The 25114-nt window shown below is 40.6% G+C and carries 36 protein-coding genes and 2 pseudogenes; 37 read left to right on the forward strand and 1 reads right to left on the reverse strand.

The features are described 5' to 3' along the window. From NYR60_RS02785 to NYR60_RS02820, 9 genes are read left to right on the forward strand one after another with little or no spacing between them, the layout of a single operon-like run. Positions 1-378 carry a hypothetical protein gene (locus NYR60_RS02785; protein WP_279467641.1) on the forward strand — a complete coding sequence of 126 codons (378 nt, stop codon included), beginning with the start codon at positions 1-3 and terminating at the stop codon, positions 376-378. Next, entirely contained in the window at positions 272-505 is a 234-nt protein-coding gene (gene lysC / locus NYR60_RS09455; protein WP_431831752.1) for an Rz1-like lysis system protein LysC, read from the forward strand. The genes NYR60_RS02785 and lysC overlap by 107 nt, the downstream gene beginning before the upstream one ends. 15 nt (positions 506-520) lie before the next feature. Continuing rightward, on the forward strand, positions 521-832 hold the full coding sequence (locus NYR60_RS02790; RefSeq protein WP_279467642.1) for a putative phage tail assembly chaperone: 312 nt from the start codon (positions 521-523) through the stop codon (positions 830-832). A gap of 8 nt (positions 833-840) precedes the next feature. After that, positions 841-1011: a DUF6890 family protein gene (locus NYR60_RS02795; protein WP_279467643.1), complete on the forward strand. Its 171-nt coding sequence runs from the start codon at positions 841-843 to the stop codon at positions 1009-1011. Between the two features lie 25 nt (positions 1012-1036). After that, positions 1037-3163 carry a phage tail tape measure protein gene (locus NYR60_RS02800; protein WP_279467644.1) on the forward strand — a complete coding sequence of 709 codons (2127 nt, stop codon included), beginning with the start codon at positions 1037-1039 and terminating at the stop codon, positions 3161-3163. Continuing rightward, entirely contained in the window at positions 3163-3495 is a 333-nt protein-coding gene (locus NYR60_RS02805) for a DUF2590 family protein (protein ID WP_279467645.1), read from the forward strand. Before NYR60_RS02800 ends, NYR60_RS02805 begins: the two co-directional genes overlap by 1 nt. Next, a complete protein-coding gene (locus NYR60_RS02810; protein ID WP_279467646.1) occupies positions 3492-4664 on the forward strand; it encodes a baseplate J/gp47 family protein in 1173 nt (390 codons plus the stop codon). Before NYR60_RS02805 ends, NYR60_RS02810 begins: the two co-directional genes overlap by 4 nt. After that, positions 4660-5187, forward strand: a complete 528-nt coding sequence (locus NYR60_RS02815; RefSeq protein ID WP_279467959.1) for a phage tail protein — start codon at positions 4660-4662, stop codon at positions 5185-5187. The genes NYR60_RS02810 and NYR60_RS02815 overlap by 5 nt, the downstream gene beginning before the upstream one ends. Positions 5188-5206: 19 nt before the next feature. Then, the gene (locus NYR60_RS02820; RefSeq protein ID WP_279467647.1) at positions 5207-5515 is read left to right on the forward strand and encodes a phage tail protein; all 309 of its coding nucleotides are present in this window, start codon (positions 5207-5209) and stop codon (positions 5513-5515) included. Positions 5516-5652: 137 nt separating this feature from the next. Here NYR60_RS02820 and NYR60_RS02825 read toward each other — a convergent pair whose 3' ends face one another. After that, on the reverse strand, positions 5653-6357 hold the full coding sequence (locus NYR60_RS02825; protein WP_279467648.1) for an XRE family transcriptional regulator: 705 nt from the start codon (positions 6355-6357) through the stop codon (positions 5653-5655). A 175-nt stretch (positions 6358-6532) separates the two neighbouring features. On the opposite strand from NYR60_RS02825, the gene NYR60_RS02830 reads away from it, so the two are divergent. The 28 genes and pseudogenes from NYR60_RS02830 to NYR60_RS02965 all read left to right on the forward strand — a co-directional run bounded on the left by NYR60_RS02830 (position 6533) and on the right by NYR60_RS02965 (position 25093). Then, positions 6533-6802, forward strand: a complete 270-nt coding sequence (locus NYR60_RS02830) for a helix-turn-helix domain-containing protein (RefSeq protein WP_279467649.1) — start codon at positions 6533-6535, stop codon at positions 6800-6802. 9 nt (positions 6803-6811) lie between these two features. Next, positions 6812-8791: pseudogene (locus tag NYR60_RS02835) on the forward strand (Mu transposase C-terminal domain-containing protein). 9 nt (positions 8792-8800) lie between these two features. After that, a complete protein-coding gene (locus tag NYR60_RS02840; RefSeq protein ID WP_279467650.1) occupies positions 8801-9229 on the forward strand; it encodes a hypothetical protein in 429 nt (142 codons plus the stop codon). Between the two features lie 55 nt (positions 9230-9284). Continuing rightward, positions 9285-10166 (forward strand): AAA family ATPase, encoded by an 882-nt coding sequence (locus NYR60_RS02845; RefSeq protein WP_279467651.1) that lies wholly within the window; start codon positions 9285-9287, stop codon positions 10164-10166. A gap of 9 nt (positions 10167-10175) precedes the next feature. Next, positions 10176-10373 carry a hypothetical protein gene (locus tag NYR60_RS02850; protein ID WP_279467652.1) on the forward strand — a complete coding sequence of 66 codons (198 nt, stop codon included), beginning with the start codon at positions 10176-10178 and terminating at the stop codon, positions 10371-10373. Continuing rightward, positions 10370-10714: a hypothetical protein gene (locus NYR60_RS02855; protein WP_279467653.1), complete on the forward strand. Its 345-nt coding sequence runs from the start codon at positions 10370-10372 to the stop codon at positions 10712-10714. The genes NYR60_RS02850 and NYR60_RS02855 overlap by 4 nt, the downstream gene beginning before the upstream one ends. A gap of 9 nt (positions 10715-10723) precedes the next feature. Further along, a complete protein-coding gene (locus NYR60_RS02860) occupies positions 10724-10990 on the forward strand; it encodes a hypothetical protein (protein WP_279467654.1) in 267 nt (88 codons plus the stop codon). Further along, positions 10983-11501, forward strand: a complete 519-nt coding sequence (locus tag NYR60_RS02865) for a host-nuclease inhibitor Gam family protein (RefSeq protein ID WP_279467655.1) — start codon at positions 10983-10985, stop codon at positions 11499-11501. Before NYR60_RS02860 ends, NYR60_RS02865 begins: the two co-directional genes overlap by 8 nt. A gap of 142 nt (positions 11502-11643) precedes the next feature. Beyond that, entirely contained in the window at positions 11644-11856 is a 213-nt protein-coding gene (locus tag NYR60_RS02870; RefSeq protein WP_279467656.1) for a hypothetical protein, read from the forward strand. An 8-nt stretch (positions 11857-11864) separates the two neighbouring features. Further along, positions 11865-12542 carry a DUF2786 domain-containing protein gene (locus NYR60_RS02875; protein ID WP_279467657.1) on the forward strand — a complete coding sequence of 226 codons (678 nt, stop codon included), beginning with the start codon at positions 11865-11867 and terminating at the stop codon, positions 12540-12542. Beyond that, the gene (locus NYR60_RS02880; RefSeq protein WP_279467658.1) at positions 12542-12841 is read left to right on the forward strand and encodes a hypothetical protein; all 300 of its coding nucleotides are present in this window, start codon (positions 12542-12544) and stop codon (positions 12839-12841) included. Before NYR60_RS02875 ends, NYR60_RS02880 begins: the two co-directional genes overlap by 1 nt. Beyond that, the gene (locus NYR60_RS02885; RefSeq protein WP_279467659.1) at positions 12834-13160 is read left to right on the forward strand and encodes a hypothetical protein; all 327 of its coding nucleotides are present in this window, start codon (positions 12834-12836) and stop codon (positions 13158-13160) included. Before NYR60_RS02880 ends, NYR60_RS02885 begins: the two co-directional genes overlap by 8 nt. After that, positions 13147-13715, forward strand: a pseudogene (locus NYR60_RS02890) (hypothetical protein). Before NYR60_RS02885 ends, NYR60_RS02890 begins: the two are co-directional and overlap by 14 nt. Then, positions 13699-14130, forward strand: a complete 432-nt coding sequence (locus NYR60_RS02895; protein WP_279467660.1) for a gp16 family protein — start codon at positions 13699-13701, stop codon at positions 14128-14130. Before NYR60_RS02890 ends, NYR60_RS02895 begins: the two are co-directional and overlap by 17 nt. Before the next feature lie 91 nt (positions 14131-14221). After that, positions 14222-14569: a hypothetical protein gene (locus tag NYR60_RS02900; protein ID WP_279467661.1), complete on the forward strand. Its 348-nt coding sequence runs from the start codon at positions 14222-14224 to the stop codon at positions 14567-14569. Between the two features lie 115 nt (positions 14570-14684). Further along, positions 14685-15110, forward strand: a complete 426-nt coding sequence (locus NYR60_RS02905) for a Mor transcription activator family protein (protein ID WP_279467662.1) — start codon at positions 14685-14687, stop codon at positions 15108-15110. Positions 15111-15198: 88 nt separating this feature from the next. Next, the gene (locus tag NYR60_RS02910) at positions 15199-15744 is read left to right on the forward strand and encodes an N-acetylmuramoyl-L-alanine amidase (protein ID WP_279467663.1); all 546 of its coding nucleotides are present in this window, start codon (positions 15199-15201) and stop codon (positions 15742-15744) included. Positions 15745-15746: 2 nt separating this feature from the next. Next, positions 15747-15968, forward strand: a complete 222-nt coding sequence (locus tag NYR60_RS02915) for a DUF2644 domain-containing protein (RefSeq protein ID WP_018652747.1) — start codon at positions 15747-15749, stop codon at positions 15966-15968. Continuing rightward, positions 15968-16357: a DUF2681 domain-containing protein gene (locus tag NYR60_RS09440; protein WP_347710220.1), complete on the forward strand. Its 390-nt coding sequence runs from the start codon at positions 15968-15970 to the stop codon at positions 16355-16357. Before NYR60_RS02915 ends, NYR60_RS09440 begins: the two co-directional genes overlap by 1 nt. A gap of 11 nt (positions 16358-16368) precedes the next feature. After that, entirely contained in the window at positions 16369-16527 is a 159-nt protein-coding gene (locus NYR60_RS02925) for a hypothetical protein (protein ID WP_279467664.1), read from the forward strand. Then, positions 16520-17050: a hypothetical protein gene (locus NYR60_RS02930; RefSeq protein ID WP_279467665.1), complete on the forward strand. Its 531-nt coding sequence runs from the start codon at positions 16520-16522 to the stop codon at positions 17048-17050. The genes NYR60_RS02925 and NYR60_RS02930 overlap by 8 nt, the downstream gene beginning before the upstream one ends. A gap of 9 nt (positions 17051-17059) precedes the next feature. After that, positions 17060-17560 carry a DUF1804 family protein gene (locus NYR60_RS02935; RefSeq protein ID WP_279467666.1) on the forward strand — a complete coding sequence of 167 codons (501 nt, stop codon included), beginning with the start codon at positions 17060-17062 and terminating at the stop codon, positions 17558-17560. A gap of 145 nt (positions 17561-17705) precedes the next feature. Beyond that, positions 17706-19331: a phage terminase large subunit gene (terL, locus tag NYR60_RS02940; RefSeq protein WP_279467667.1), complete on the forward strand. Its 1626-nt coding sequence runs from the start codon at positions 17706-17708 to the stop codon at positions 19329-19331. A gap of 43 nt (positions 19332-19374) precedes the next feature. Beyond that, positions 19375-20988, forward strand: a complete 1614-nt coding sequence (locus NYR60_RS02945) for a DUF935 domain-containing protein (RefSeq protein WP_279467668.1) — start codon at positions 19375-19377, stop codon at positions 20986-20988. Continuing rightward, positions 20975-22279, forward strand: coding sequence for a phage minor head protein (locus NYR60_RS02950; RefSeq protein WP_279467669.1), 1305 nt, complete (start codon positions 20975-20977; stop codon positions 22277-22279). Before NYR60_RS02945 ends, NYR60_RS02950 begins: the two co-directional genes overlap by 14 nt. A 147-nt stretch (positions 22280-22426) precedes the next feature. Continuing rightward, positions 22427-22843 carry a phage virion morphogenesis protein gene (locus NYR60_RS02955; protein ID WP_279467670.1) on the forward strand — a complete coding sequence of 139 codons (417 nt, stop codon included), beginning with the start codon at positions 22427-22429 and terminating at the stop codon, positions 22841-22843. A gap of 268 nt (positions 22844-23111) precedes the next feature. Then, positions 23112-24176 (forward strand): phage protease, encoded by a 1065-nt coding sequence (locus tag NYR60_RS02960; RefSeq protein WP_279467671.1) that lies wholly within the window; start codon positions 23112-23114, stop codon positions 24174-24176. Continuing rightward, on the forward strand, positions 24176-25093 hold the full coding sequence (locus NYR60_RS02965) for a Mu-like prophage major head subunit gpT family protein (protein WP_237611217.1): 918 nt from the start codon (positions 24176-24178) through the stop codon (positions 25091-25093). The genes NYR60_RS02960 and NYR60_RS02965 overlap by 1 nt, the downstream gene beginning before the upstream one ends. Positions 25094-25114: the final 21 nt, after the last annotated feature.

Consider the following 25114-nt stretch of genomic DNA (forward strand, 5'->3'; position numbering starts at 1 on the left):
ATGAACATCAAAGTGCTTACTTTTATCTTATCTATCATGGCCTTAGTAGCAAATGTAGCTGTTATTTCTTATTACAAAAACAAAGTAGAACAAGCCCAAACAGCATTAACAGAGTTACAAGCGATATATGATGATAATCAGAAAATGTTGCAGAAATATCAGCAACAAATCACAAAACTACATATAAAACTGGCTTCAGCGAATGACCAAGCGGAAGCCAGAAAACAGCAGTTACAAGAGGTATTAGCAAATGAACAAAATCAAAAGTGGCGTGATACTCCTGTGCCTGACGATATTGTCCGCTTGTTCGAACAACGAAAGCAAAACGACACCAACAAGGCTGATTTGCCCACAAACGACAGAGTGTCGAAACATTAATCCGCAAGTAAACACAAACGGCTTAATGGTACAAACTTTAAATGAAGCACTCAATAAATTAGATGTTTGTGTAATTGCTTATGAAGCCGTTACGCAATGTATTACTGATTTTAACAACCAAAAATAACCAAGGAAATTAACAATGACCGATAAAAACCAAGCTCAAACACTTTTAGAAAAATTAACCGCAAACGTAAAAGATAGCGTAACGATTACCGTATCCGGTGTTGATTTTATCTTTAACCGTGATGATGCAGCATACGACACGATGGTAAATGAAGTAGAAAGCGGCAATAAAATTACACCGATTAAAGATTATTTACTCGCTTGCATTAAGCGTGAACAGCGTGATGACTTGTTGACCGTGATTAATGTGCCGGGATTGGCATTACAAATTGCCGGTGCGATTAACAAAGTATTAGTGCCGAAGGTTGAAATTACTGTAAAAAACTAGCGTTGCGTGTGGAAGCAATCGAACGTAACGGCTTTTCGCAAGCTGTTGCACTTCGGATGTATTATTTACCGCACGCAGATAATAGCGAGTATAACCTCGCCCGGGCGATTTGGCTAAATAAGCAATATTTTGAAAATTTAGCTAACTCAGTATCAACAGGCATTGCACAAGTATTTTAGGCAATGCCTTTTTTGTAGGTTTTTTATGGCAATTCAGGGATTAGAGTACATCATCAGCCTAAATGATCAGCTATCTACACCGCTGAAAGGTATTATGAAGTCGATTGATGACATAGGGATTCGTGGTCGTGATGCGATGACAAAAATCGGTGTAGGTGTTGCCGGCATTATCGGTGCCGGTGCCGGTATTGCTAATGCGTTTGCACCGGCAGTTGCGATGAGTAACGAGCTAGGCAAAATCAAAGGCTTAGGCGAAAGTGAAGAAGGGTTACGCTTAATGCGTAAACGTGCAATGGAGTTTTCTAATACGTGGGGAGAAGCTGCAACCGATTTTATTAATTCGTCTTACGATATTAAATCCGCAATAGACGGATTGACCACCGAAGAATTAGCCAGTTTTACCGAATTATCCGCAGTAACCGGTAAAGCAACACAAACCCAAGCCCAAACCATGACCGATTACCTAGGCACAATGTATTCGGTATTAGGGGCATCTAAAGAAGCGGATAAAATTAAGTGGGCGGAGAAATTAATGGGGCAAACCGCTTATACCGCAAATAAGTTTAAGTCAGACGGTGCAAAAATTGCTCAAGCCTTTCAAACATTAGGCAACCAAGCAACACTCGCTGGCGTAGATATTGCTGAACAATTTGCTATTTTGGGTACATTGCAAAATGAAATGGGCGGTGGCGAGTCGGCAACAAAATATGCGGCTTTCCTTAATTCAATCGGTAAGGCAAGTGAAGATTTAGGCATAAAAGTACACGATTCACAAGACCGATTATTAAGTACCCTGGTTATTTTAGACCGCATACGAGCTAAATTCGGTAATTCTATTGATGATATAGAGGCTCAACTGATTAAAGGTGAAATGGGACGAAAAGAAGGTGTCGCCTTTATTAACACTTTATTATCAAAAAACGAAGACTTAAAAATTTCTATTGCAGAAATTGGCAAAATTAACGGAATGGATGAAGTGTACGCCGGTGCAAAAGCCAATATTGATGTATTCGCACGGTTATCCAATATCCTTATTAATATACGGACAGCTATCGGTTCTGCATTACTCGAAAAATTTGAACCGGTATTTAATAAATTGGCTGATATGGGGCAAGCCTTTACTACGTGGTTAGGCACATATCGGAATATAGCCCGTTGGATTGGTTATGCGGCTATTGCCTTATTAGGTTTTACTGCAGTAGCCGGGTCGTTGATATTGTTTAGCGGTATCTTCGGAGCAATAAAAGTTTCTCTTATTGCCTTAATCAGCCCTGTATCACTTTTTGTAGGTAGCATTATTTTTTTAAGTGTTGTGCTTTATAAGTTGCGAGATCAATTTGCGGCAATATTTTCAGGTTTTGTTAATGGCTTCAAACATGTTGGAATTGCCACAGAGCCACTAATGAACGCATTAGGAACGATTAAAACAGCGTTAATTAGAATGGGGGCATCTGTTATCTCTCTATTTAACGCATTTTTTGGTGTAAGTGATGGAATGACCACATTCGGAATGGTTGGCGAAGCTGTCGGAATTATTGTTGCGAATGGCTTGAATGGCATCATCCGAATTATTGATCTAATTGCCAGTAATATTGCGATTGTGGCTGATATTTTTGAAGGTGTAGCAAATGCAATTATTACGGCATGGCAAGGTGTCGTTCAAGGTTGGCAAAATAGCGATCCTATTCAAATTTTTGGAGCGTTAGCACAAGGTGTGACAGACATTTTTACTAGTATTTTTAGTGGGTTAAAAAATATGTTCATTAATACCTTGAATTGGCTTATTACCCAAGCGAATAAACTCGGTAGCATGATTGGCGTTGAAATTCCTCTTTATCCTGTGGTGAAAGAGGTGCAACAAAATAATAAGCCGGTAAGTGGTGGTTTAATCGGCGTAGCTCAAACGATTGCAAACTCCACCCAAAATTCGACCGCTTTACCGAAGCCGAATAGCAATGGTCAGCATTTTGCATTGCCGGCAAGCACACAGGCAGAAGTAAAACCGATGCCACAAGGTTCAGTCAGTAAAAATATGACAATGAATCAGAATAATAGCAAAACCGTGCATATCGGTTCGATTGTAGTGAATGAAGCAACAGATGCACGTCAATTAGCACAACAAATTAAAGACAATGCAGGGTTAATGGCGTAATGAATGAGAAACTTTACTTAGATTTATTAATTACTGGAGAGGACATTACATTAGATAGTGGTCGCCAGCCGGTTATTTGTGATAACCATATATCTATCGCACAAGATGTGAAGCACGCAATCTTAGAAAGCGGTTTGGCTACACAACTGATTGCCGAGCGTAGCCGCATTTTAAGACGAGATATTTTACTGCAGATCATTTTACTTGTTGAAGAGGATGAACGTCTTGTACCAGGAACCGTCGCAATCATAGAAGAAAGTAATCGCCGGCTATTACTTACTGCTGAAACTTATGATTTCGGTAATGTTGACTCACAGGAGATTTTACTATGAGTGAGAATTTCAGAGAGATTTTAGCCGAAACCGGTTTACCGGTAGAAGAAGTGCAAATTCGGCAAGAGTTTGAGAGATTAACAGAACAGGAAAATTTAATCACTAATACAAGCCGAATGTCGCCGTTTTGGCGATTAATTACTGCCGTAGCAGTTCATCCGGTTAAGTGGCTTACTGATTCGTTGATTAATGAGATTGTGCCGAACTTGTTTGTAAAAACAGCAAAGGGGGCTTGGTTAAGAATTTTAGCGTGGCAGGTTGGTATTGAGCCAAAGCCGGCATCTCAGGCAAAAGGTACTGTGACTTTCACAAAAGAATCTTCAAGTTTAGAAATTGAAATTCCAGTCGGCACGGTAATGCAAACGGAACGAATCAACGAAGTGGTTTATAAAGTTTCGACAACAGAAAGCGTGATAATCCCACGTGGCCAATTAAGTGCCAAAGTACCGGTTATTGCAGAAAATGCTGGTAGCTCATACAACTTAGCCGGTGGCTATTATTGTATTTTACCAAAAGCCGTTTCCGGAATTTTAAAAGCTGAAAATTCAGATGATTGGCTTGAAATCCCCGGAGCGGATGAAGAAACAGACGATGAGCTACGAGAGCGTTATCGAATTAAATTTTCTAGCGTTGGAAAGCATCACATTGATAGCGTTTATAAATCTATCGTGGCTGAAATTACCGGCATTAGCGTTGATCGTATCTATTTTTTACATGATGCACCGAGAGGACCTGGAACAGCTAATATTTACTTACTGCTTGATACCGGTGTGCCGTCACAAGTTTTTATCGACACGGTAAATGATTATCTAATGAATAAAGGTTATCACGGTCACGGTGATGATATTAGAGCATTTTCAATCCCGGATAGTTTTCACGATGTAGCCTTAACTATTTATTTTCGTACTTCGGATATTTGGACCCAAACGAAAAAAGAAAACATCAAACAAAATGTAGAAAATATGATCCGCTGTGCGTTTCGAGAGAATAACGATTTTAAAGTGACAAAAACCTATCCTTATACCCGATTTAGTTTTTCCAAATTGGGAGAAGAAATTCACGAGGCTTACCCGGAAATTCGCTCTATCGAATGGAAACAACACGATATTTTAAGTGATTTGAGTATCCCTCGTTTGCAGTCGCTCACAGTAGAGGTAAAGGATGATTAAAATTAAATTGCCGTTTTGGATGGATAAAGGCGAATTACGCAAAATTGCCGATCTGTTTGAAAAATGGTGGCAGTTACAGATTAAAAGGCTTGAAACCCCATTTCTTATTTTTGATGAAGAAAAATGTAGTGAATTTATTTTAAATCTAATCGCTTATCAGCGTGATATTGAACGGTTTGAAAGTGAACCTTTGTCATTGTTTCGAAAGCGTGTGAAGTATGCATATATCAACGCTCAAGAAGCCGGTAGTGTTATCGGATTTAAAAATATTTTTGAGCGGTTAGGTATTGGTAAGGTAGAAATCAGAGAACGTATCACAGGACTTGATTTTGACATTATCCATTTGACCCTCACGGATGGGCAATTATCGCAAAACGATCAACTAATCTATGAGATTATCCGCAAGTATGGCAGAACTTGTCGGCGTTATTCGTTTTTAACTGAGAACACCATAGAAATTTATTTGCATTATGCCGAATTTGGTCACACTTATTACTGTGACGAACTTGAAATAAAATTATAACAAAAAGGAAAGTAACATTATGACAATGTTAGCAAGTTCAGATTTTGAAAAATATGTTGCACAACAAACTGCAAAGAATCAGCCGGTAGTTTTTGACCAAATGATTTTTTGTAATATCAGCGGATTAGCTGCTGATAACTTGCAGAATTATTTAACTATGCCGATAGAAATTGCACATCGTGTAGATATTAGCCGTGCCGGCTATATTGACGAAAATAAAGTTGTGTACTCCGCTGTACTTGGTTCAAATGTCGGAGTGTGGGGTAGTGATCTATTTTACATAGATAAAGATAAAAAAATTTGGCGCGAAAAAATGCGGAGAGGCTAATAAAATCAAGGCTCTCCGCATTTTTGTTATGGAAAACTATGCAAAAAACAAAATGAGCAAAAATAGTGAAAAAATGAAAAAATTTGCACTATTTTTTGCATAGTAATGATCGGTTTTAAACTGATTTTAAAATAGTTTTAAATTAGCTTATGTCCAACGTGGACGACTTGCCCGATGATTTGTAGGTTCTGGGCTTCTTGGTTGCTAATTTTAATTGGCTCGTACTCTTCTCTATTGTCTGAAATCAGCTCTACACCGTCCCACAACATCTTCACTCGTTTCACCCACACGCTATCACCGTTCTGTACAAGGTAGATATTATCCCCTCTCACCTCATTACGGCTTAAATCTACTAACATTTGATCGCCATCAGTAATAGTAGGTTGCATAGAAGAACCGCTTGCCCAAAACACCGCACAATGCTTTGCCTGCACGCCAAGGCTATGCAAAAGGCTGTCTGCATAAGGTTCTTGCCCATCTGGTTCGGTTACGCCCTCGTTAAAGCTACCAAAGCCCGCTGAAACACGAATAGAAACAAAGCTATCAATCATTGAAATCTCTTCTATTTCGGCTGGCTCGGTATTTTCTGTTAGCGTTGCAATGCTCTTAGTCTCTTGTTGCTCGCCTTTTAAAAGGTAACTAACAGTAGTTTTTAAAATCTCTGCTAGTTTAATGATCATACCTGCTTGCGGTTCTCTCTCATTCTTTTCCCATAGTTGTAGAGTTGATAAAGCTACTCCCCCTAACTGCTCACAAACAGTGTTTCTACTCAAATTTAGAGCGTTTCGACGTTCTTCTATTCTTGTTCCAATAGAATATTCGTTTTTAAACTTCGATTTCATAACTTTAAAAAAGATCCTGTAATTTCTTAAAGTTTTTAAACTTCAATTAAATCAATGATTTAAGCGTAAAACAGCACAAAATGTAGTCAAACGAACTTTAAAAAGAAGTTTTTAAACTTTACTTGTAGTTTAAAGAGGTATATTATCCCTTGCGTTAAGTCAATGAGGTTATCTAATGAGTACATTAACAGAGTCAAAAAAAACAGCACAAGACTGGCATAGAGCCGACATCATTGCTGCATTACACAAGGCAGGTTGGAGTTTACGCCAACTTTCTTTACAACACGGTTACAGCCAAGCAAGCACCTTAAAAAATGCTCTTGATAGACCGTGGAAAAAAGGCGAGCAGATCATCGCTGAAGCGATAGGTGTGCCAGCCGAAGAAATTTGGGCGGAACGTTTTGCAAAACGCAACCTAAAAAAATTCGCAAACAGAACGCTCTAAGGAGCTTTTATGAGTGAAAACAACTTAAAAACGCACTATTCAGCTAAGGAATTATTAGCTTTAAGTTTAACCTGTTTACCAAATTCGGTGCAAGGAATTATTTATCAAGCGAAAAAACAACTTTGGAAAACTCGAAAAAGAGTTGGACAAGGTGGAGGCAATGAATATGCCTTTGAGAGTTTTCCTGATGGGTTAAAACAAGAAATTCGCTCCCGTTTTGCGGTATCGGTCATCAAAAATAAGCCTAAACTCCCCGTAGTACGAGCCGAAATTGATTTAAGTTCTTTAACAAATAAACAACGCAATACTGCAGACGCACGAATGGCATTAGTAGCGAAAGTGCTTGAGCTGGAAGACAGCGGAATGTCCCGAATTAAAGCGGTTAGATTTTTCTGCAATCTTGCAAAAAATGGCGAGCTACCAGCAGATGTAGCGGAATTGGTTGTAGTGGCTAACGCTAAATCAAACGCAAAACGCACAGTAGGCGAACGCACACTTAACCAGTGGGTAATTGATTACTGCAAAGCAGATAACGCTGAGCAACGATTAAAAATCATTGCGCCGCAAGTGCGACAGCCCGTTGATGTAGCTGAATTGAACTGGTTGCCAGAATTTTTAGCGGTTTACCGCAATACAAATGGCGTAAATATTGCAGAAGCCTACGAAGAATTTGCTTGGCGTTGGCAAACAGCTTACGCAGACCAGCCGTTATGGTTGGAGTTAATGCCAAGCATACATCAAGTGCGCCGAGTGATGAGTAAATTTAGCCAGCTATTTAAAGCGGTTGGTCGTAAAACTGGGGCGGAACTTAGAGCGATGAACACTTATGTGAAACGAGACTGGTCGGTGTTAAAAGCGAATGACGTTTGGGTCGGCGACGGGCACTCAATGAAGATGAAAGTGGCACACCCTGACCACGGCAGACCGTTTATTCCTGAACTCACAATGGTAATGGACGCTGCAAGCCGCTTTATTGTTGGTTGGTCGGTCAGTTTAGCCGAGAACTGTATCGCAGTGGCAGATGCCATTCGCTACGGCGTGGAGAACGCCACGGAATCCCAGCTATTTACTACTCCGATAACGGGGGCGGTGAGAAAAACTGGACGTTAGATGCGGATATTACGGGTATTTTGCCAAGACTGGGCATTAACCACCAAACAGGGATACCAGGTAACCCACAAGGACGAGGCATTATTGAGCGAGTGAACCAAACCATTGCGCTACGAATTGCCCGACAGTTTGACACTTACCACGGCACAGGGGCAGACCGTGAAACGGTTCGCCAAGTATCAACACCGGCGTGATTAGTTTAGAAAAAGCGCTTACGACAAGGCAAAACAGAGCTAACTGATAAACAGAAACGAGCAAAAGGTAAATTGCCAAGCTGGCAACAATTTATTGACGCAGTTGAAGCTGGCATTGAGTGGTACAACAACGAACACGTCCACCGAGAAATCGGCACAACGCCAGCGAAAAAACGAGCGCAGTTATTAAAAGACGTTGAAGTGTTGAACGATCACACCGAAATTGAGGCACGAGATATGTTTAGACCGCAAGTGATTCGTACCGCTCAGCGTGGTTGGATTGTCGGTGTTTAACAATGATTACTTTAATCAGAAGTTGATCGAAGTGGACGGTGAAAAAGTAACGGTGAGTTTTGATATTCACAATGCGGAAAGTGTGATTGTACGCCACTTAGACGGCAGATTTATCTGCGAAGCCCAATTTGACGGCAACAAGCGTGCGGCATTCCCAGAAGCGTTTGTAGATAAAGCTCGCAAAGAACGAGCGAACCGCAGAATGAAGCTCAAACAAGAGCAAGTGGATGAAATTCAAGCGGAATTAAACCCAGTTAGAACGATTGAACATACGCCAGCGTTTAGCTTTGTGATGACGGACAAAGCAAAACAGGCAAAACAAGCCACCCCAATCTTTTTGACTGAAGCAGAAAAAGAAGAATGGGAAGAACAACAAAGAGCCTTCGGCTAGGAGTGAAAAATGAACGAATTGAAAAGTTTTATTAAGCAAGAGCGAGAAATGCGAGCAAAACGCCGTTTAGAACGTAAAGCTCGACTTAAAGATAAACCATTATTTGAACATAGTGCGAAATGTGAGGTGGTTTTTCCTAGTGGGTTGAAGTTTGAGCTTTCTCTTGAATTGAAGCAAGTATCTCATGCAACTCGTCCCACAGCTCATCAGCTAGCTCAGATAGTAAATCTGCTGCAGGGTGAACTTCAGGCTCATCAGTTAGATAAATCGAATCTGTTAGCTCACTTACCTGAGTTGAAAAATCGTGTAGCGCAGATTCTGCCGCTTCTGGCGAAAGATTTGCTAAGTGAGCAAATAGCTTTTGAATCAAAAGATGTTGAAGATTTGCTCGAGCAAGCACGGTTGCAACAGGTTCAGATGGTAGTGAGTGAGGCATAACGCTTCCTTAAATAAATTTTAAATAAGAATTAAGGCTCATTTTACGAGGTTAAAAGTGAAAAACCAACAATTAAAAGATTTTATGGAAGGCCGTGGCTTACAACAAAAGCAAACTGCGCAGATGTTAGATATTTCGATTGCAACGTTAAGCCTTTACTTAAAAGGCACTTACGCAGGCAATGTGCAACAAATTGATGAAAAAGTAGAAGCCTTAATCGCTCGTCATAAAGAAAAAGTAACGGAAGCAAAATACAGCACGGATTTTGTTAAAACCCTCACGGCTCGCCGTGGAATGGATGTAATCAAATACGCACACGTTGAAGGAGAATTAAACGTTATTTTCGGCGGGGCTGGTTTAGGTAAAACGCAAATATTGAAACAGTATGCGAAAGAAAACAGCGGTGCAGTGTTGATTGAAGTTGATCCAAGTTGTGTGCCGAAAACATTGCTAAAACGTATCGCAAAAGCCATCGGCACAACCGACACAGGCACAAATGACACGTTACTTGAAGCGATTACCGCAAAACTCAAAGGCTCGGAACGTGTGTTACTCGTCGATGAAGCCGAGCTGTTATCTACTCGCTCCCTCGAATTTATCCGCCGAATCCACGATTTGACAGGCGTGGGCGTAGTGTTAGCCGGTATGCCGAGATTACTTATCAATCTTAAAGGTAAAAACAACGAACTGGCACAGTTATATAGTCGAGTGAGTTTTGCGTTAGACCTTGGCAACCAGTTACCAGAAAGCGATTTAGCGTTATTAGCTGAAAGAGCTTTAGGAACAAGTGAATATAACGACACGCTACTAAAAGCAGCGAAAGGCAACGCAAGACGATTAAGCAAACTAATGCGTGGCGTGGTAAGAACGGCAGAGATTAACGGTGCGGAAATCAATGCAGAGATGATTAAGCAGTATGCGGAAATGTTGATCAATTAGGAGGCTGAAATGGCAGTCAAGCAAATTTATGCGGCTTATGCTGGCGAACGATACATTATGGACGGTACGGCATTAGAAATCGCTCTTGCATTAGATATTTCGGTAGAAACCGTTAGAAAACTAGCCACGCCGAGTTATGCAAAGCGTACCGGAAAAGGTTTAAGCATTGTAAAACTCGGTCGTGAAGAAGTTGGAGATAGAAAATGAGTAAAGAATACAGCGAAGTAGCTGGCAGAGAAATGAACAAGGGAACCAAAGCAATCTATGAAGCAGCGGTAAAACTTGAATTAGCAATGCTGGAATGTGAAGAGATGGATTTGGAAGTAACCGGTGTGGAATGGGGAGGAGGTTATCAACCGAGAATCATTTTAAGAGAAAACTATAAAACTAAACGCTTTGTAAAAAGTGGTACGGCACAAGTGTTCGGTATGAAAACAAGAGCGGGTGTGCGTTACGACTTTTACCAAATGCAAGTGCGAGGCGTGAAGTGTATTTGGGAAGGCGAACGCAATTACCCGAATAAAGTTAAACAGAAATACAAAAATTAGGAGTTAAAAATGACAGAAATGGATACACGTGAAAGCGTATTAATAGGCAGCTATGCAGTCGTCCCTCCGCTACTTTGGGAAGAAATCGAAGACGGCAAAGAATACGCAGTTATTGATACTACAGATGCCGGTGACTGGTGCGTAAAAATGCAAAAAATCGACAAATCCAACCGCTATTTCTTTGTGCTAACAAAGTCAGGGCGAGTTTTTGATAACACGGTTGAAGCTGGTGAATTTATTGAAGCATTGGAATATCTAGGAGGAAAAAATGCGTAAACCGACAAGAGTTAAATCAGCAACATTGGAAATCCGAGCGCAAAGCCGTGAAGAAACTGAAGTGTTAATTAAAGAACTTGGTGATGCACAGCGTGAATTACAGCGTGTTGCCACACAGCAGAATGATGAAATCGGTGCAATCACTGAACGCTATGCTCAACCACTACAAGAGCTACGTGAAGCAGTGGAAAGTCGTCAAAAAGCGATTCAGGCATGGTGTGAAAGCCACCGTGATGAACTTACTAAACACGGTAAGCAAAAAACAGGTTATTTCAATACAGGCGAAGTGCAATGGCGACAAAATCCGCCGAGTGTGCGAGTAACGAAAGCCGACCAAGTGATTGAAAACTTGAAATTACTCGGATTAACCCAGTTTATTCGCACTAAAGAAGAAATCAACAAAGATGCAATCTTGTTAGAGCCTGAAACGGCACAAACTGTAGCTGGCATCGCTATCAAATCAGGTGTTGAAGAGTTTGTTGTGAAACCATTTGAGCAAGAATCTCGCTAATGGACATCCCTATTATCTGCCTTTGTATTGGAATGATTCTAGCCTTTTTAGTATTAGTGCTAGATACATAAAACATATTTAAAAGCCCTTTAAACCTCGTTTTGAGGGGCTTTAATAATGTGTTTTAAACAGGAGAAACAAAATGACAATCACAGAAAATCAAGACTTTCGTCAAGAAATGGCGAACTGTATTGAGTTGTTTGAAGAAGCTATGAAGTACGTTTACGAAGGCGATTTTAAAGGCGCTGGTGTGCTTTGGGACAATGGCAGAAAGTTAGCGTTTGAACTCAAAGAGAAGATTACAACGCAAGAATCTAAACAGCGATTTGATGAAATTCAGCAGGTAATTAATTAGAGGTAAATATGAGCAATGAAAAACTGATTAATAAAATCAAAAAGCTATTGGCTTTAGCCAAATCACCAAATCCACACGAAGCGGCACGAGCACTTGAAATGGCTCAAAAGTTGATGGCAAAAAATCAACTCAGCGAAGAAGAAATTGTATTCAGTGAACAAGAAAGTGATGTCAGTTTTGCACAAAAACCGCCGAGTTACGTCAGCTACCTAACTCACGTTATTTGCAAAGCGTTCGGTTGTGAAGCCTACTTTAATTCAGGCTTTAAGTCATCAACCGTCTTTATCGGTCAGGAAGAACGCCCTGAAGTTGCAGTTTATTGTTTTGATGTTTTATATCGCAAGCTGTTAAAAGCAAGAAAAGAGTTTATTGCTACACAAAGCAAGCGCTTAAAACGTAGCACCCTGACGGCAAGAGCTGATTCATTTTGTGAAGGTTGGGTAATTGGTGTTCGGAAAAATGTAACAGAGTTTGCAATGACACCCGCAGAAAAAGGCAAGCTAGAGCGTTATTTCACACAGTTACAAGCTAAGCAAAATATGACTGAAGCAAAATGTCGAGAGGCTGGTAATGCACGAGAAATTAATAGCAACAACTCAAGAAGACAAGGCTATTTAGCAGGTGAACAAGTTAAGTTGAATCACGGTGTAAACGGTAAAGAAACAGCGAAGTTAGGGTGTATGTAATGGATAATCAGCAACAATACAAAATCTGCTTAGAAGTTATTTTTAAAGATGAAAATAGCTTAAATCAAGTTGAAGTTAATGCAAAAACGAACGTGTTAGGAGGAATTGTTTCACGAATTGATTTCGCAGGCAGTACTTTTGATGACTATGACTATTTTATGGATTTATTCGCTCCCGAACAGATGACATTTCTCTGTGCTAGACCTGAATTGAAAGAGCGAATGCAGAATGCAATCTATAAATCTCTAGATAAGTTAATTGATGAAATTGAGTTTGAAGAAGAGGAATGGTATGAATAAATACGAATATATCAAACTAGATTGCGATTATGACCCAAGTATAGAAGATGTGTTAGATGCAATGAAGGGTGAAGAATGGACTGGTTTTGAAAGTAAAAATAGTTCTCTTAGTTTTGTAGCGGAAGATATTTTAGAGCAAAAATATTCAGATTGGGAAATTTATGAAGAAGATGACGGTGTTTGTCTTGCTGTGAGAGAAAAAGGTAGTAACGATTTTGAAGTTTACTGGGTAAGTCCTAGCTATTTATTTAGAGCAAGTAGCGATTTTATCTTTGGAGATGATGATTTTAGACAAGGCGGTAATGATGAAACTCTGTAAATGTCCCATTTGCCATAGCGACATCCATTTTGAGGGGTTAATTGAAGACGAAGCTGGTCGTGAGTTATTAAATACGGTCATCAATATGGGAAGCGGTTGCGGTGCAGCGGTTGTACCTTATTTAGGGTTGTTTAAGCCTGAGAAATCAAGTTTATCAAACAGTCGTGCATTAAAACTGTTGCAAAGTTTGTTAGAAATTTATCAGCCGTCTAATGTACTGGAGCGAGCTTTGTTAGATACAGTTGAGCAAGTCCGACGAAACCGGCGAGAATCCGGCAGAATTGAACCGCTTGCTAATCATAACTACCTCAAAAAAGTCTATGAAAGCGTAAAAATGCAGTTTGCTGTTGTGCGAAGTGATAAAGATTTCAAACAGCATAAGCACGAAAGCCCTGAACAAGCGGCACGCAATGAGGAGGATAAATTAAGAGGGGCAATTCAATACGTTGAAAGAATGAAAAGTTTAGGACAGTTAGACGGCATTAAGAAGGAACGGAAAGTTATCGTTTATGGCTGAAATGGAATGAGGAAAAAGCAAATGCAACCGCAAACTAGACAGCAAATGATTCAGAAAATCCACATCGGCAAAGCTGAATTAAAAATGGATCGTGAATGCTACACTCGCTTTTTACTCGAAACTGTTGATAAACACAGTTGTAGTGTAATGACTGACGGCGAATTAATGCAAGTTCTACAAGCAATGAAAGCTAAGGGTTTTAAAGTAAAAAGCAAGCAACACGGTAAAAAGCCTGATGTCGGTAATTCTCCAACCAATCAAATTCGCAAACGTTATATGGATAAAATTGAAGCCTTCTTAACCGAAATGCAAAAGCCGTGGAATTATGCCCACGCTATTTGCAAAAAATCTTTCGGAATTGACCGCTTGCAATGGTGTACGGAGGAGCAACTGCGGAAAATCGTACAGATGCTAGCGGTTAGTGCTAAAAGACACGGTCGAAGAGTTAAATAATAATTATTAAAGCCCACTTTTTCAAGTGGGCTTTGTTTTTGGAATTTTATAGCTTATGATATAAAAATTGATCACTATTTGAGGCAAAAATATGAAAAAATTACTATTATTGTCATTCATATCTTGTGCGTTATCTATGCCTGCTTTCAGTATGACTGAAAAAGCTCAAAAAGAAGTTGCCGATATGATTGCTACAGGAGATTATCAAAAGATGCGAAATGTCGCTTATGGTATGGAGCAAGGAATGTTTGGGCACGATGAAAATCCTATCACAGCTTGTGCGTTACGTCGTGTGATTATTTTAGCTCACCAAGATAAAGTCGATGATAGCGATTATGCAAATGAGGCGATTGGGTGTAAGAAAATTAAGCCAACTGAAAATCGGAAGGCTTGGGAAATAACGCTAACAGTTCTTAAAAGCGCATTATCTAAAAAATAACCTCAAAGCCCGCTAACAAGCGGGCTTTTTTATCAAAATTTTACAAAAAAGTTTGATAAACGTTCACAGATTCAAAAATGCTATGCCAAAATATCGCCAAAATGAGGGAGTGTCTATGTGCGAATTTGAATCTGTTGAAGTTTATCTACCAGAAGTTGCGAAAGAATTTGTAACAATAGTCGGTTTGCCGGCAACCGAAGCGTTAGTAAAGCGGTTCGGCGGTTTAGGGTTTTATATTAATTTCGGTACGAGTTTTTATAAAATGATTGTTGAAACCATCGGTAAAGAACTCGCCGATAAGCTCACGCAATATTTGCAGAATTGTTTTGTGTATGTGCCGAAATGCGATGCAGCTTTGCGTGTATTACGTAATAAACAATTTTATAAAGCGTTTTTGCAACTGACCGAAGAACAAGGTATGTCCGGCAGAAAAGCAATGTTACAACTCTGCCCGAAATTCAAACTTTCCGACCGCCATGGTTGGGAAATTGTATATAGTTTCCGTCGTACATCTCAAGCACAACAACAGGCTTTATTCTGATAGCTTGTTGAAGCGTATCTGATACATTAAAACCTTTCTAAATCTTATTCTAGCCTCTAGTTTTAACTTAACTAGAGGCTTTTTTATTATGTCATTACCGATTTTAAAAATCGTGATCCACTGCTCTGCCACCGCAAATGGCAAACGCTTACGTACTGATAAACAAACCGCTGCCGAACGCATTAATGATTGGCATAAACAACGAGGCTTTAAACGCACCTCTGCGGCAGTAAAACAATTCAATCCGCATTTAGCTCATCTCGGTTATCACTTTGTGATTGATACAGACGGCACAGTCGAAACCGGTCGCCAAGTCGGCGAAATTGGTGCGCACGTGCAAGGTCATAATTCAAATTCATTGGGCATTTGTCTTGTCGGCGGTATTCGTGCAGACGGTAAAAATCACGGCGAATATACCGAAAAACAATGGCACGCATTACACCGCTTACTTTGTGAACTCGAAGCAAATCATCCGAGAGCGAAAATTTGCGGTCATCGTGATTTATCTCCGGACACAAACCACAACGGCAAGGTGGATAAATGGGAATGGCTCAAAGATTGCCCGTGCTTTGATGTGTGGGAATGGCTCCATTCAGAAGAAATTGTGAATGTAGAACACTTATTTAAGGAATAAAAATGAAACTAAGCGAATTAATTACAAACGATAACGGCAGATTAAGTACCACGGCGTTTATTCAGTTTTTTGGTGCGTTGTTAATGGCAGTCATTTTAGGGTATTCGGTCTATTTAGACCGTTCAAACGTGGCTGAATTATTTACTGTTTTTGCGGTGTTTTGTGGTGGTGGCGTGGCAACGAAAGGCTTTGCCAACGCATTAGGGCGTAAAGGAGGCGAATAATGGTATCACTTACTCTCGCCATTATTATTGGTGCTTTTGGGTTATGTATTTGGGCGTGGTTTAAATGGCAGTTACACAAAGCTGAACAACAAGCGGTCGAATTAGCCCAGAAAAATGCAAAACTGGAAGCTGAAAAGCAGGCTCAAACGACAGTAATTAAAACCCAAGAAAAGGTAATCAAAAATGCACAAGTTAAACAAAAAAATGAAGAAAACACTCGCCGTATTAGCCGTAGCGACGTTGATGAGCAGTTGCAGCAACACAAATGGTTCCGAGATGACAGTCACGACAGTTATCAAGGGGTGCGAAACCTTCAGTCTGATTTATCCGAGCCGTGCGGACACGGCGGAAACGAAGCGTCAAGTGCTTGCTCACAATCTGACTTATGAGGAGATTTGCCGTGAAAAAGTGGATAAGAAAAATTAAGCAATGGTGGCGAAGCCGTCAATTTAGACAAGCAAAACCCATTACCGCAGAACGCCGAGATTATCTCAAAGAAGCGATTAAACAAGGCAATAAAAACCCGGTAAGTCGTGCAAAGCGAGATCGTTATGTTTAACGAACAATTCTTTTTTAATTTGCTAATGGGCGTAGCAGCGTTTTTAGCGAGCTGGTTTATTAAATCTATCTTTAGCAAAGACGATGAGTTAAAGAATGAAATTAAAGATGTACGCAATGCGATTGATAAATTACGTGAAGATGTAAAAAACGAATATCAAACGAAAGAACTCGCTAAACAAGTACATGAGGGTTTTACAGAAACACTAGACCGCATTTATAAAACAGTCGAAACAATCAATCAAAAATTAGATAAAAAAGGCGGACAGATGAACCGACGTAAACATAAACAAACCGATTCAGAAAAACTTGATTTAATTTTAGCTGCAACGGCAGAAATTAACGAAAAAGTAGATAAACAAAACGATCGTATTGATGAGCTACAACATGAACTACATAAAACTCGTTTATTGCTCGATGAAATGTCTCGTAAAAACCGCAAACAAGCGATTATCGCCGGTGGCGTAGGCGGTGGTTTAGTTGCGGTCGGTTTTGAATTGCTGCGTATGAAATTCGGAATGTAGGACGGTGCAATGGCTCACGATGTAGAAGTGCAAAATGCGGTTCGCCGTGCGTACGTGTTTGACCGCTTAAGTCTTGAAATGGCAGCCGAAAAAGCTGGCGTATCATTCGGTACGGCTCGGCGTTGGAAAGCACAAGCGGAAAAGAACGGCGATAACTGGGAAAAAGCCCGTGATGTACAAGTGATGGCAAGCGGTGGCATTGAGAATATCGCTCAAGGTTTGCTAACCGGTTTTTTAATCAAGTACCGCACGTTAATGACGGAACTTGAAGAAAATACGGAGATGACCACAGCAGCGAAAGTGGAGTCTTTATCGGCACTTGCAGATTCTTTTGCAAAAATGACCGCTTCGAGCAAAAAACTGTTACCAGAAACGAGTGCAATGGCAACGGCTATGCGGTCTATTGAGTTAATGGCAAATATTGTTAAAACGAAGAAACCGCATTTACTGCCAGACTTTTTAGAAATGTTGGACGATTTAGAAGTGCAATTTAAAAAGGAGTTTAAGTAATGGCTGAGAAAAAAGAAAAAAATTGTAAAAAATCCTTTATCTGTTTAATGAGCTTGCATTATCGGCGCAGTTAAATTAATGCTTTGTCGGGTAATAACGGTTGGGGTTGGTTTCTGTTTGCAGCATTGTTATTCGAGTGGAAAGTATGAAAGCAAAAGACTTTGAAAAAGAACTGGAGGCTTTACGCCATCAGATACAACGTAATATCGAAGCAAACTTTGAAGGTTGGGACGACACGCCAAAAGCGATTAGCGAACGTCGTCAGAAAGTGTTAGATCCTGTACACGGTTTTGAATACTTTGTGCAAGCATACTTTCCACATTACGTGCGATCTGAACACAAGTCTCAGTTGCACCATTACTTATTTGAGAACTTACCGTTTTCGGTAAGTGATCTAAGTAAATCGGTACGTCAAGCGATTGCCGCTCCTCGTGGTGAGGCTAAATCCACGATTTGTACACAGCTATTCCCACTGTGGTGCTTAGTTCGTGATTTAAAAAGATACATCATTATTGCGATGGATACGAAAGAACAGGCATACAGTATGCTTGAAGCTATTAAAGTGGAAATTGAATCTAATCCTCGATTAAGAATTGACTTTCCAGAGGTTGCACAAGGTAAAGTTTGGCGTGCCGGTGTCATTATGACAGCTAAAAATCAAAAAGTTGAGGCTGTTGGTGCAGGTCAAAAATTGCGTGGTCGTCGCCATGGAGCATATCGTCCTGATTTAGTTGTACTTGATGATATCGAAAATGATGAAAGCGTAGAAACACCCGCTCAGCGTAATAAATTGCATAACTGGGTTTTAAAAGCGGTTTTAAAACTTGGGGCTGCTGGCGAAAAGTTTGATGTTATCTATGTAGGCACAATTCTTCATTATGACAGTGTTCTGAGTAGGGTTTTAAATACTAAGGGCTGGAAACGAGTACGCTTTAAAGCCATTTTACGCTTTCCTGACAATATGGTGTTATGGGATGAGTGGGAGAATATTTATCTCTCCGAAGAGGGGGATGATGACACATTATCTGACTTATTCTACCAGCAACATAAAGCCGAAATGGATAAGGGGGCTGTCGTATCGTGGCTGGCTCGTCCAATCCTATACCTGATGAAAATCCGAGCTAGTGACGGACATTCTGCATTTGACTCCGAGTATCAAAATGACCCAGTTTCCGGCGATGATGCGATTTTTGCCAATAGCATTCAATACTGGACGGAATTGCCGGAAGATCTGATTTATTTCGGGGCGTTAGACCCGTCTATGGGTAAAGCCGGAGCAAGCAGAGACCCGTCTGCAATTTTGGTGGGGGGCTATCATCGTGAGAGTGGCAAGCTCTATGTGGTTGAGGCACAAATTAAGAAACGTCTGCCAGATTTGATTATTGAGGATGTTATCCGCTTGCACTCTCAATATAACTGCCACCGCTGGTTTGTGGAGACAGTCCAATTTCAGGAGTTTTTACAAACGGAACTCGTCAAGCGGTCGGCACAACGTGGTAAACCTGTTCCGGCGACAGCAACAAAACCAAACAGCGACAAAATGCTGCGAATTGAGAGCCTACAACCGCATATCGCAAACGGATTGATTTTGCTACACCGCTCTCAAAGTACACTCGAAAGCCAGCTACGCCATTTTCCAAAAGCCGACCATGATGACGGTCCAGATGCGTTGGAAATGTTATGGCGAAATGCAGTCAGTAGCTCAGCTCCGATTGAATGGGAAAGTGTGGGTGATTTTGATGGCGAATATCGTAGTAAATGGCGACATTAAATAACATTCAGCCCCTTAGGGGCTGTTTTTGTAAGGAATCAAAATGGCAAAAAATAAGCATAAAAAACAGATTAAACCCGTTTTAAAACCGATTAAAGATCAGGCATTGCAAACCGATTTAGCCGAAATTACCGCAACAGGTCGAGTGCTATCAGAACACCCAAGCAATTTTATTACACCGGCAAAAATGAAAGCCATTTTTGACGATGCGGAAAATGGTGATATTACTGCTCAGCACGAATTATTTATGGATATTGAGGAGAGAGATAGCTCCATTTTTGCCAATATTCAAACCCGTAAGCGTGCGGTATTGGGGGTGGATTGGGTAATTAAAGCTCCACGCAATGCGACACCGCAAGAAGAAAAATTACGTGATGAGGTGGACGAATTATTTTATCAAATCGGCAACCTAGAAGATTTGATGATGGACTGTATGGATGCAATAGGTCACGGCTTTTCTGCCCTTGAAATTGAGTGGCAATTTAACGGCAAACAATGGTTACCGGTCATCTTTAGTCATCGTCCGCAGTCTTGGTTTAAGTGGGATAAGGTGGATAATTTACTACTTAAAACGCCACAAAACCAAGATGGCGAGCCATTGCGTGATTTTGGTTGGGTTGTGCATACACATAAATCACGCTCAACACAGGCAGCTCGTAATAACTTATTCCGTACGCTTGCTTGGCTCTATATGTTTAAACATTACTCTATTCACGATTTCGCTGAATTTTTAGAGTTGTACGGCATGCCGATTCGTATCGGTAAGTATGGTGCGGGAGCGTCAAAAGGCGAAAAGGAAACGCTCAAACGTGCATTGGCTGAAATTGGACACAACGCTGCCGGAATTATGCCGGAATCAATGAGTATTGAATTACATAATGCGGCAAATACCGGTGCTGGCTCGGGAAATAATCCGTTTTTGCAAATGGTGGATTGGTGTGAGAAATCTATTGCTCGCTTGATTTTAGGGCAAACATTGACCAGTGGCGCAGATGGTAAAAGCTCGACCAATGCACTAGGTAATATCCACAACGAAGTACGTCGTGATTTATTAGTCTCTGATGTTAAGCAACTAGGGCAAACATTCACACAACAGATTATTCTGCCGTTCTTGCAAATTAACTTTGCCGGGGTTGATCCAAATCGTATACCTACTTTTGAATTTGATACCAAAGAGCCGGCGGATTTAGCTGTGTTTGCTGATAGTTTACCGAAGTTGGTGGATATTGGTATGCCTATCCCTGTTCAGTGGGCGATGGATAAACTGGGGATTCCGGAAGCACAAGAAAATGAAGCAATACTAGGTCGTGTAGCAAATCCGCAAGCGGTCGGATTATCGGCACATTTTGCAAATTGCTCTTGCGGTTGTGGGGGAAAGGTGCACGCTTTGTCGGCTCAAACTAAAACAGGCATTAAAGAGCAAGATGCGTTAGATGATTTAGCTAACGATGCTTTTGCTGTGCCGGATTTTAACCGGCAATTTGACCCGATTACGAAAAAGGCGGTGGCGGTGGTAATGGCGTGTAGTTCTTATGATGAGGCAGCGGAGAAACTAGCGGAAGCCTATCCTGATTTAGTGAGTGAAGATCATAACCGCTATTTAGCCAATGCGTTATTTTTAGCGGATTTATTGGGGGCAGCCAATGCCGAAGGCTAATTTTGCGATTGGGCTAGAACCTAAGCAGGCGATTGAGTTTTTACGGCAGAAGAAGTTGCTCGCCGGTAAGGTGTTTAAGCAAGAGCTGTTTGATTCTGCTCTTGGGCGAGCCACCACTATTAGCAAACTTACTAGCCTTGAAATGACCCGTGATATTTATGAGTCAATGGAAAAAGCTCGCCGTGAGGGGAAATCCTTTAATGAGTGGAAGAAAACGCTTACGGAGGAATTTGAGCGAAAAGGCTGGATATATGGACACGACAAAGCGATTAGTCGTGGTATTGATGGTAAATTGCTTGCCGACCCGAAAACAGGCGAGCATTTTGGCACGCCTCGCCGTTTAAATACGATTTATCGTACCAATATGCAACAGGCTTATTCTGCAGCTCGTTATCAGCGTTATATGGATAACGTGGATAATCGCCCTTATTGGCAATATTCGGCGGTAGGAGACCAACGCACCCGTCCCGCTCATCAAGCCTTAAACGGTAAGATTTATCGCTATGACGATCCATTTTGGGCGACGTTTTATCCGCCGAATGGGTTTAACTGCCGTTGTACTGTAATTGCATTAGGCGAGCGTGATTTAAAGCGTAAAGGTATTGATGAGATTGGCAGTAGTGAACCGTTTTTAATTAAAGCGAAACGTCCGAAAGACAAGCAAGGCAACCAAGAAGAAACTATTGGTTTTAAACTGCCTGACGGCACGGTGCGATTGGCTGATAAAGGGTTTGATTACAATGTGGGGCGTTTAACCTATAAGCCGAATTTGGATTTATATCCTGAAAAGTTGGCTCATCAGTTTGCGAAAGCGGAAATGAGCGGGGGGGAGTTTAAGGTGGCTTTTAAGCAGTTGTCTGAGCAAGTGGCGAAGATTAAGACGGGCAAGGATAAATTAACCTCTGCAGAATTGTTAAATATGCGAAATCAGCTGGAGCGTAATTTTAAATTTGCAGCGGGGCGATTGAATAAATCAGACCAAGCGTTGATTAAAACAAATACAGGAACAGTGTGGCTTTCTGATGATACTTTAGTTAAACAAATAAATAACCGTGAAGGACAAAGGTTCGAGGCTGATGTGTATGAATTATTGCCAGAGGTTATTGCGAATGCTGATCATCTATTTGTAAATGAAAACAAACTTTATTTTTATAAGGTAATTGATGAGGTGATTTATATTTCGATAGTTAAACATATTATTCAAAGCAATGAGCTTTTTGTTGATTCGTTCTACATATCGGATGTGGGGAAATTGAGAAGTTTTTCGAAAAAATATCAGCAAATAAGATAGCCACTGAGTAGGGCTCGGATTCACCTACACACAGTCCCGAGTCTATTTCACCTCTTCGCTCGCGATCGCCGAGATTATCATCGCTTTTTCAGTGGCAAGAAAAATATATACTACTTGATTTTTTAAATCAACTCAGTGAGTAAAAAAATGATTGAAATTGAAATAAATGGGATTGATGAAATTATTCATACGTTAAACCTCATTGCTAACAAAACGAAGAATAAAACTAATTTAATGCGGAATATTGCCGACACAATGGAATCAGCGGTGCTGACTAACTTTGATGTCGGCGGTCGTCCGGCTTGGCTTGGTATTAAACATCGGCAAGGTTCGCCGCTTGTTGATACCGAAAACTTAATGAGTAGTATCACAAGTGATTACGATAATGATTCGGCACTAGTAGGGACGGATGAACTCTATGCGGCTATTCATCAATTCGGCGGAATGGCTGGGCGTGGGCGAAAAGTTAAGATCCCTGCTCGCCCATTTTTACAGCTCACATCACAAGACGAGGAGGATATTTTAGATGATGTGCAAACATACTGGCAAAGACTGCTTGGATAGTTAATAAAATAACTTCGATAAAACGCCTCAAAATAGCGATTAGAGGCGTTTAATTTGATAAAGGTATGATTTATCATTCCGTTATTTTTAAAATGAATTAAAATGTTTTAAAATGGTTTTGAAGTGATTTTATCTCGCAACTCTTTTTAAGCGGTCTTTTTTTCTGAGTTTTTTACAAATTTTCGTCATTTGTAGAAGTCCCTCCTCTCTTATCTTATCCAACTATCCACTATTCTCTAACCTCATTATTTTATTTTGAGGTGTTTTTGTGTTTACGCAGAAATTTAAACTAAATCCTATTGCGTGTGCTTTTCAGCTAGGAAAAGAAGTGAATGGTCGTGTACAGCTTTTCCCTTATGGCTGGTTTTATCCGCAAGACGGACGTGAGGGAGGTTGGTATGTAGACGACACTAACGGTTATCAGCTCGCTGATGACATCAATAATTTGCAAATCCAACTGATGATCGATTACGAACATCAGACCCTTTATGTAGCTGAAAACGGCAAAGGTAATCCGGCAGCTGGTTGGATGGTAAAAGCTGAATATATTTCTGAGCAAGGCATCTTCGTCGATGTGAATTGGACGAGTAAAGCCGTGGATGAAATTAAGAACGGTATTTATAAATATCTATCACCGCTATTCTTGGCTGACAAGTCAGGACGTGTAATCAAGGTATTAAATGCAGCTTTAACCAATCGCCCTGCTTTGCACAATCTAGCCGAAGTAGTAGCAACATCTAGCCAATTTTCCCATTACTTAGAACTTAGTGAGGACAACTCAAAAATGAAAGAACTCTTAATTAAGCTGTTTGCATTATCCGCAACAGCAACAGACGCAGAAATTGAAGCGGAATTGACCGCTTTATCTGCCGCAAAAGGTGACTCTAAAGTTGCTTTAAAAGATGTTTATGGTGCATTAAAAAATGCTGAAACAGAAAAAGTAGCGTTATCCGCCAAAGTGAATAACCCCGACCCTGCTAAATATGTAGCGTTAAGCGATTTGCAAGCGGTGCAAACTGAGCTGAATGGCTTAAAACAACAGATGAACGATAAAGAGCGTGATGCGTTAATTCAAGCTGCACTCTCTGACGGTCGTTTACTACCTGCCCAAAAAGAATGGGCGGAAAATCTCGGTAAGCAGAATTTAGTTGCCTTATCCGACTTTTTAAAAACAGTCACCCCTAATCCGGCGTTAAATGGTACGCAATCGGGTGGTGAAGACCCAAATAAAGGTACTGATAAAGTGGCGTTGAGTGCGGCTGAAATTGCAACGGCTAAGACATTAGGTTTAACCCCTGATGAATTTGCTCAAAAATATAAGGAAACTAAGTAATGTTTAAAAAATCAGAATTGTTAAAAGCCCTAGATACGGCATTTAAAAAAGAATTTGGTGCAGGTTTAGCATTAATTAAACCTCAGTGGGAAATGATTGCAATGAAGATTAGCTCATCCACCAAAACAAACACTTATGGTTGGTTGGGTCATTTCCCGAAAATGCGTGAATGGGTGGGTAAACGTCAAATTAAAAAAATGCAAGCCGAAGCCATGTCGATTGAGAATAAAACCTTTGAATCGACAGTAAGTGTGGCTCGTACCGACATTGAAGACGATCAAGTTGGTTTATTTACCCCGATTGTGCAGCAAGCCGGTCAAAGTGCGGCGGAATTGCCTGATGACTTAGTGTTTAGTTTATTGGCAAAAGGTAAAACAACCCTTTGCTATGACGGTCAGAATTTCTTTGATACAGACCACCCTGTTTACGAAAACGTAGACGGTACAGGCACAAGCAAAACTCAAAGTAATATCACTACCGGTGCAGCAAGCGGTAAGCCAGCATTTTATATTTTAGACGATACCAATGCGATTAAGCCGTTAATTTGGCAAGAACGCACTAAGCCTGAAATCGAAACAAAGTTCGACCCGTCAAAATCGGATACAGTCTTCATGGAAGACGAATATCTATGGGGTGTGCGTGCTCGTGGTAATGCAGGTTTTGGTTTTTGGCAGCTAATTCATCGCGTGGAAGAATCAGAATTGAATGCGGAAACTGTAATGGCTGTGCTTGCCAAAATGCGTATGCTCAAAGGCGATGGCGGTAAATTACTAAATATTCGCCCTAGTACTATTCTTGTGCCACCAACGCTTGAATATGCTGCACGTCAGTTATTTGAAGCGGATGTAATTAACGGCACAAGCAACCCATTAAAAGGTGTGTTGAAAGTGGCTGTATCTGCTCAAATTGCAGAATAATTTTCTTTAGGGCGTAGCAAT

Origin of the sequence: Actinobacillus genomosp. 2 (assembly GCF_029773605.1) — a bacterium.
In the GTDB taxonomy this organism is placed as follows: Bacteria; Pseudomonadota; Gammaproteobacteria; order Enterobacterales; family Pasteurellaceae; genus Actinobacillus.

What these genes read in the sequence shown, in the direction of transcription:
- NYR60_RS02785 (WP_279467641.1), top strand. Translation starts at nt 1, where the DNA reads ATGAACATCAAAGTGCTTACTTTTATCTTATCTATCATGGCCTTAGTA.
- NYR60_RS02790 (WP_279467642.1), top strand. Translation starts at nt 521, where the DNA reads ATGACCGATAAAAACCAAGCTCAAACACTTTTAGAAAAATTAACCGCA.
- NYR60_RS02800 (WP_279467644.1), top strand. Translation starts at nt 1,037, where the DNA reads ATGGCAATTCAGGGATTAGAGTACATCATCAGCCTAAATGATCAGCTA.
- NYR60_RS02805 (WP_279467645.1), top strand. Translation starts at nt 3,163, where the DNA reads ATGAATGAGAAACTTTACTTAGATTTATTAATTACTGGAGAGGACATT.
- NYR60_RS02810 (WP_279467646.1), top strand. Translation starts at nt 3,492, where the DNA reads ATGAGTGAGAATTTCAGAGAGATTTTAGCCGAAACCGGTTTACCGGTA.
- NYR60_RS02820 (WP_279467647.1), top strand. Translation starts at nt 5,207, where the DNA reads ATGACAATGTTAGCAAGTTCAGATTTTGAAAAATATGTTGCACAACAA.
- NYR60_RS02825 (WP_279467648.1), bottom strand. Translation starts at nt 6,357, where the DNA reads ATGAAATCGAAGTTTAAAAACGAATATTCTATTGGAACAAGAATAGAA.
- NYR60_RS02830 (WP_279467649.1), top strand. Translation starts at nt 6,533, where the DNA reads ATGAGTACATTAACAGAGTCAAAAAAAACAGCACAAGACTGGCATAGA.
- NYR60_RS02840 (WP_279467650.1), top strand. Translation starts at nt 8,801, where the DNA reads ATGAACGAATTGAAAAGTTTTATTAAGCAAGAGCGAGAAATGCGAGCA.
- NYR60_RS02850 (WP_279467652.1), top strand. Translation starts at nt 10,176, where the DNA reads ATGGCAGTCAAGCAAATTTATGCGGCTTATGCTGGCGAACGATACATT.
- NYR60_RS02855 (WP_279467653.1), top strand. Translation starts at nt 10,370, where the DNA reads ATGAGTAAAGAATACAGCGAAGTAGCTGGCAGAGAAATGAACAAGGGA.
- NYR60_RS02860 (WP_279467654.1), top strand. Translation starts at nt 10,724, where the DNA reads ATGACAGAAATGGATACACGTGAAAGCGTATTAATAGGCAGCTATGCA.
- NYR60_RS02865 (WP_279467655.1), top strand. Translation starts at nt 10,983, where the DNA reads ATGCGTAAACCGACAAGAGTTAAATCAGCAACATTGGAAATCCGAGCG.
- NYR60_RS02870 (WP_279467656.1), top strand. Translation starts at nt 11,644, where the DNA reads ATGACAATCACAGAAAATCAAGACTTTCGTCAAGAAATGGCGAACTGT.
- NYR60_RS02875 (WP_279467657.1), top strand. Translation starts at nt 11,865, where the DNA reads ATGAGCAATGAAAAACTGATTAATAAAATCAAAAAGCTATTGGCTTTA.
- NYR60_RS02880 (WP_279467658.1), top strand. Translation starts at nt 12,542, where the DNA reads ATGGATAATCAGCAACAATACAAAATCTGCTTAGAAGTTATTTTTAAA.
- NYR60_RS02885 (WP_279467659.1), top strand. Translation starts at nt 12,834, where the DNA reads ATGAATAAATACGAATATATCAAACTAGATTGCGATTATGACCCAAGT.
- NYR60_RS02895 (WP_279467660.1), top strand. Translation starts at nt 13,699, where the DNA reads ATGCAACCGCAAACTAGACAGCAAATGATTCAGAAAATCCACATCGGC.
- NYR60_RS02900 (WP_279467661.1), top strand. Translation starts at nt 14,222, where the DNA reads ATGAAAAAATTACTATTATTGTCATTCATATCTTGTGCGTTATCTATG.
- NYR60_RS02905 (WP_279467662.1), top strand. Translation starts at nt 14,685, where the DNA reads ATGTGCGAATTTGAATCTGTTGAAGTTTATCTACCAGAAGTTGCGAAA.
- NYR60_RS02910 (WP_279467663.1), top strand. Translation starts at nt 15,199, where the DNA reads ATGTCATTACCGATTTTAAAAATCGTGATCCACTGCTCTGCCACCGCA.
- NYR60_RS02915 (WP_018652747.1), top strand. Translation starts at nt 15,747, where the DNA reads ATGAAACTAAGCGAATTAATTACAAACGATAACGGCAGATTAAGTACC.
- NYR60_RS09440 (WP_347710220.1), top strand. Translation starts at nt 15,968, where the DNA reads ATGGTATCACTTACTCTCGCCATTATTATTGGTGCTTTTGGGTTATGT.
- NYR60_RS02930 (WP_279467665.1), top strand. Translation starts at nt 16,520, where the DNA reads ATGTTTAACGAACAATTCTTTTTTAATTTGCTAATGGGCGTAGCAGCG.
- NYR60_RS02935 (WP_279467666.1), top strand. Translation starts at nt 17,060, where the DNA reads ATGGCTCACGATGTAGAAGTGCAAAATGCGGTTCGCCGTGCGTACGTG.
- terL (WP_279467667.1), top strand. Translation starts at nt 17,706, where the DNA reads ATGAAAGCAAAAGACTTTGAAAAAGAACTGGAGGCTTTACGCCATCAG.
- NYR60_RS02945 (WP_279467668.1), top strand. Translation starts at nt 19,375, where the DNA reads ATGGCAAAAAATAAGCATAAAAAACAGATTAAACCCGTTTTAAAACCG.
- NYR60_RS02950 (WP_279467669.1), top strand. Translation starts at nt 20,975, where the DNA reads ATGCCGAAGGCTAATTTTGCGATTGGGCTAGAACCTAAGCAGGCGATT.
- NYR60_RS02955 (WP_279467670.1), top strand. Translation starts at nt 22,427, where the DNA reads ATGATTGAAATTGAAATAAATGGGATTGATGAAATTATTCATACGTTA.
- NYR60_RS02965 (WP_237611217.1), top strand. Translation starts at nt 24,176, where the DNA reads ATGTTTAAAAAATCAGAATTGTTAAAAGCCCTAGATACGGCATTTAAA.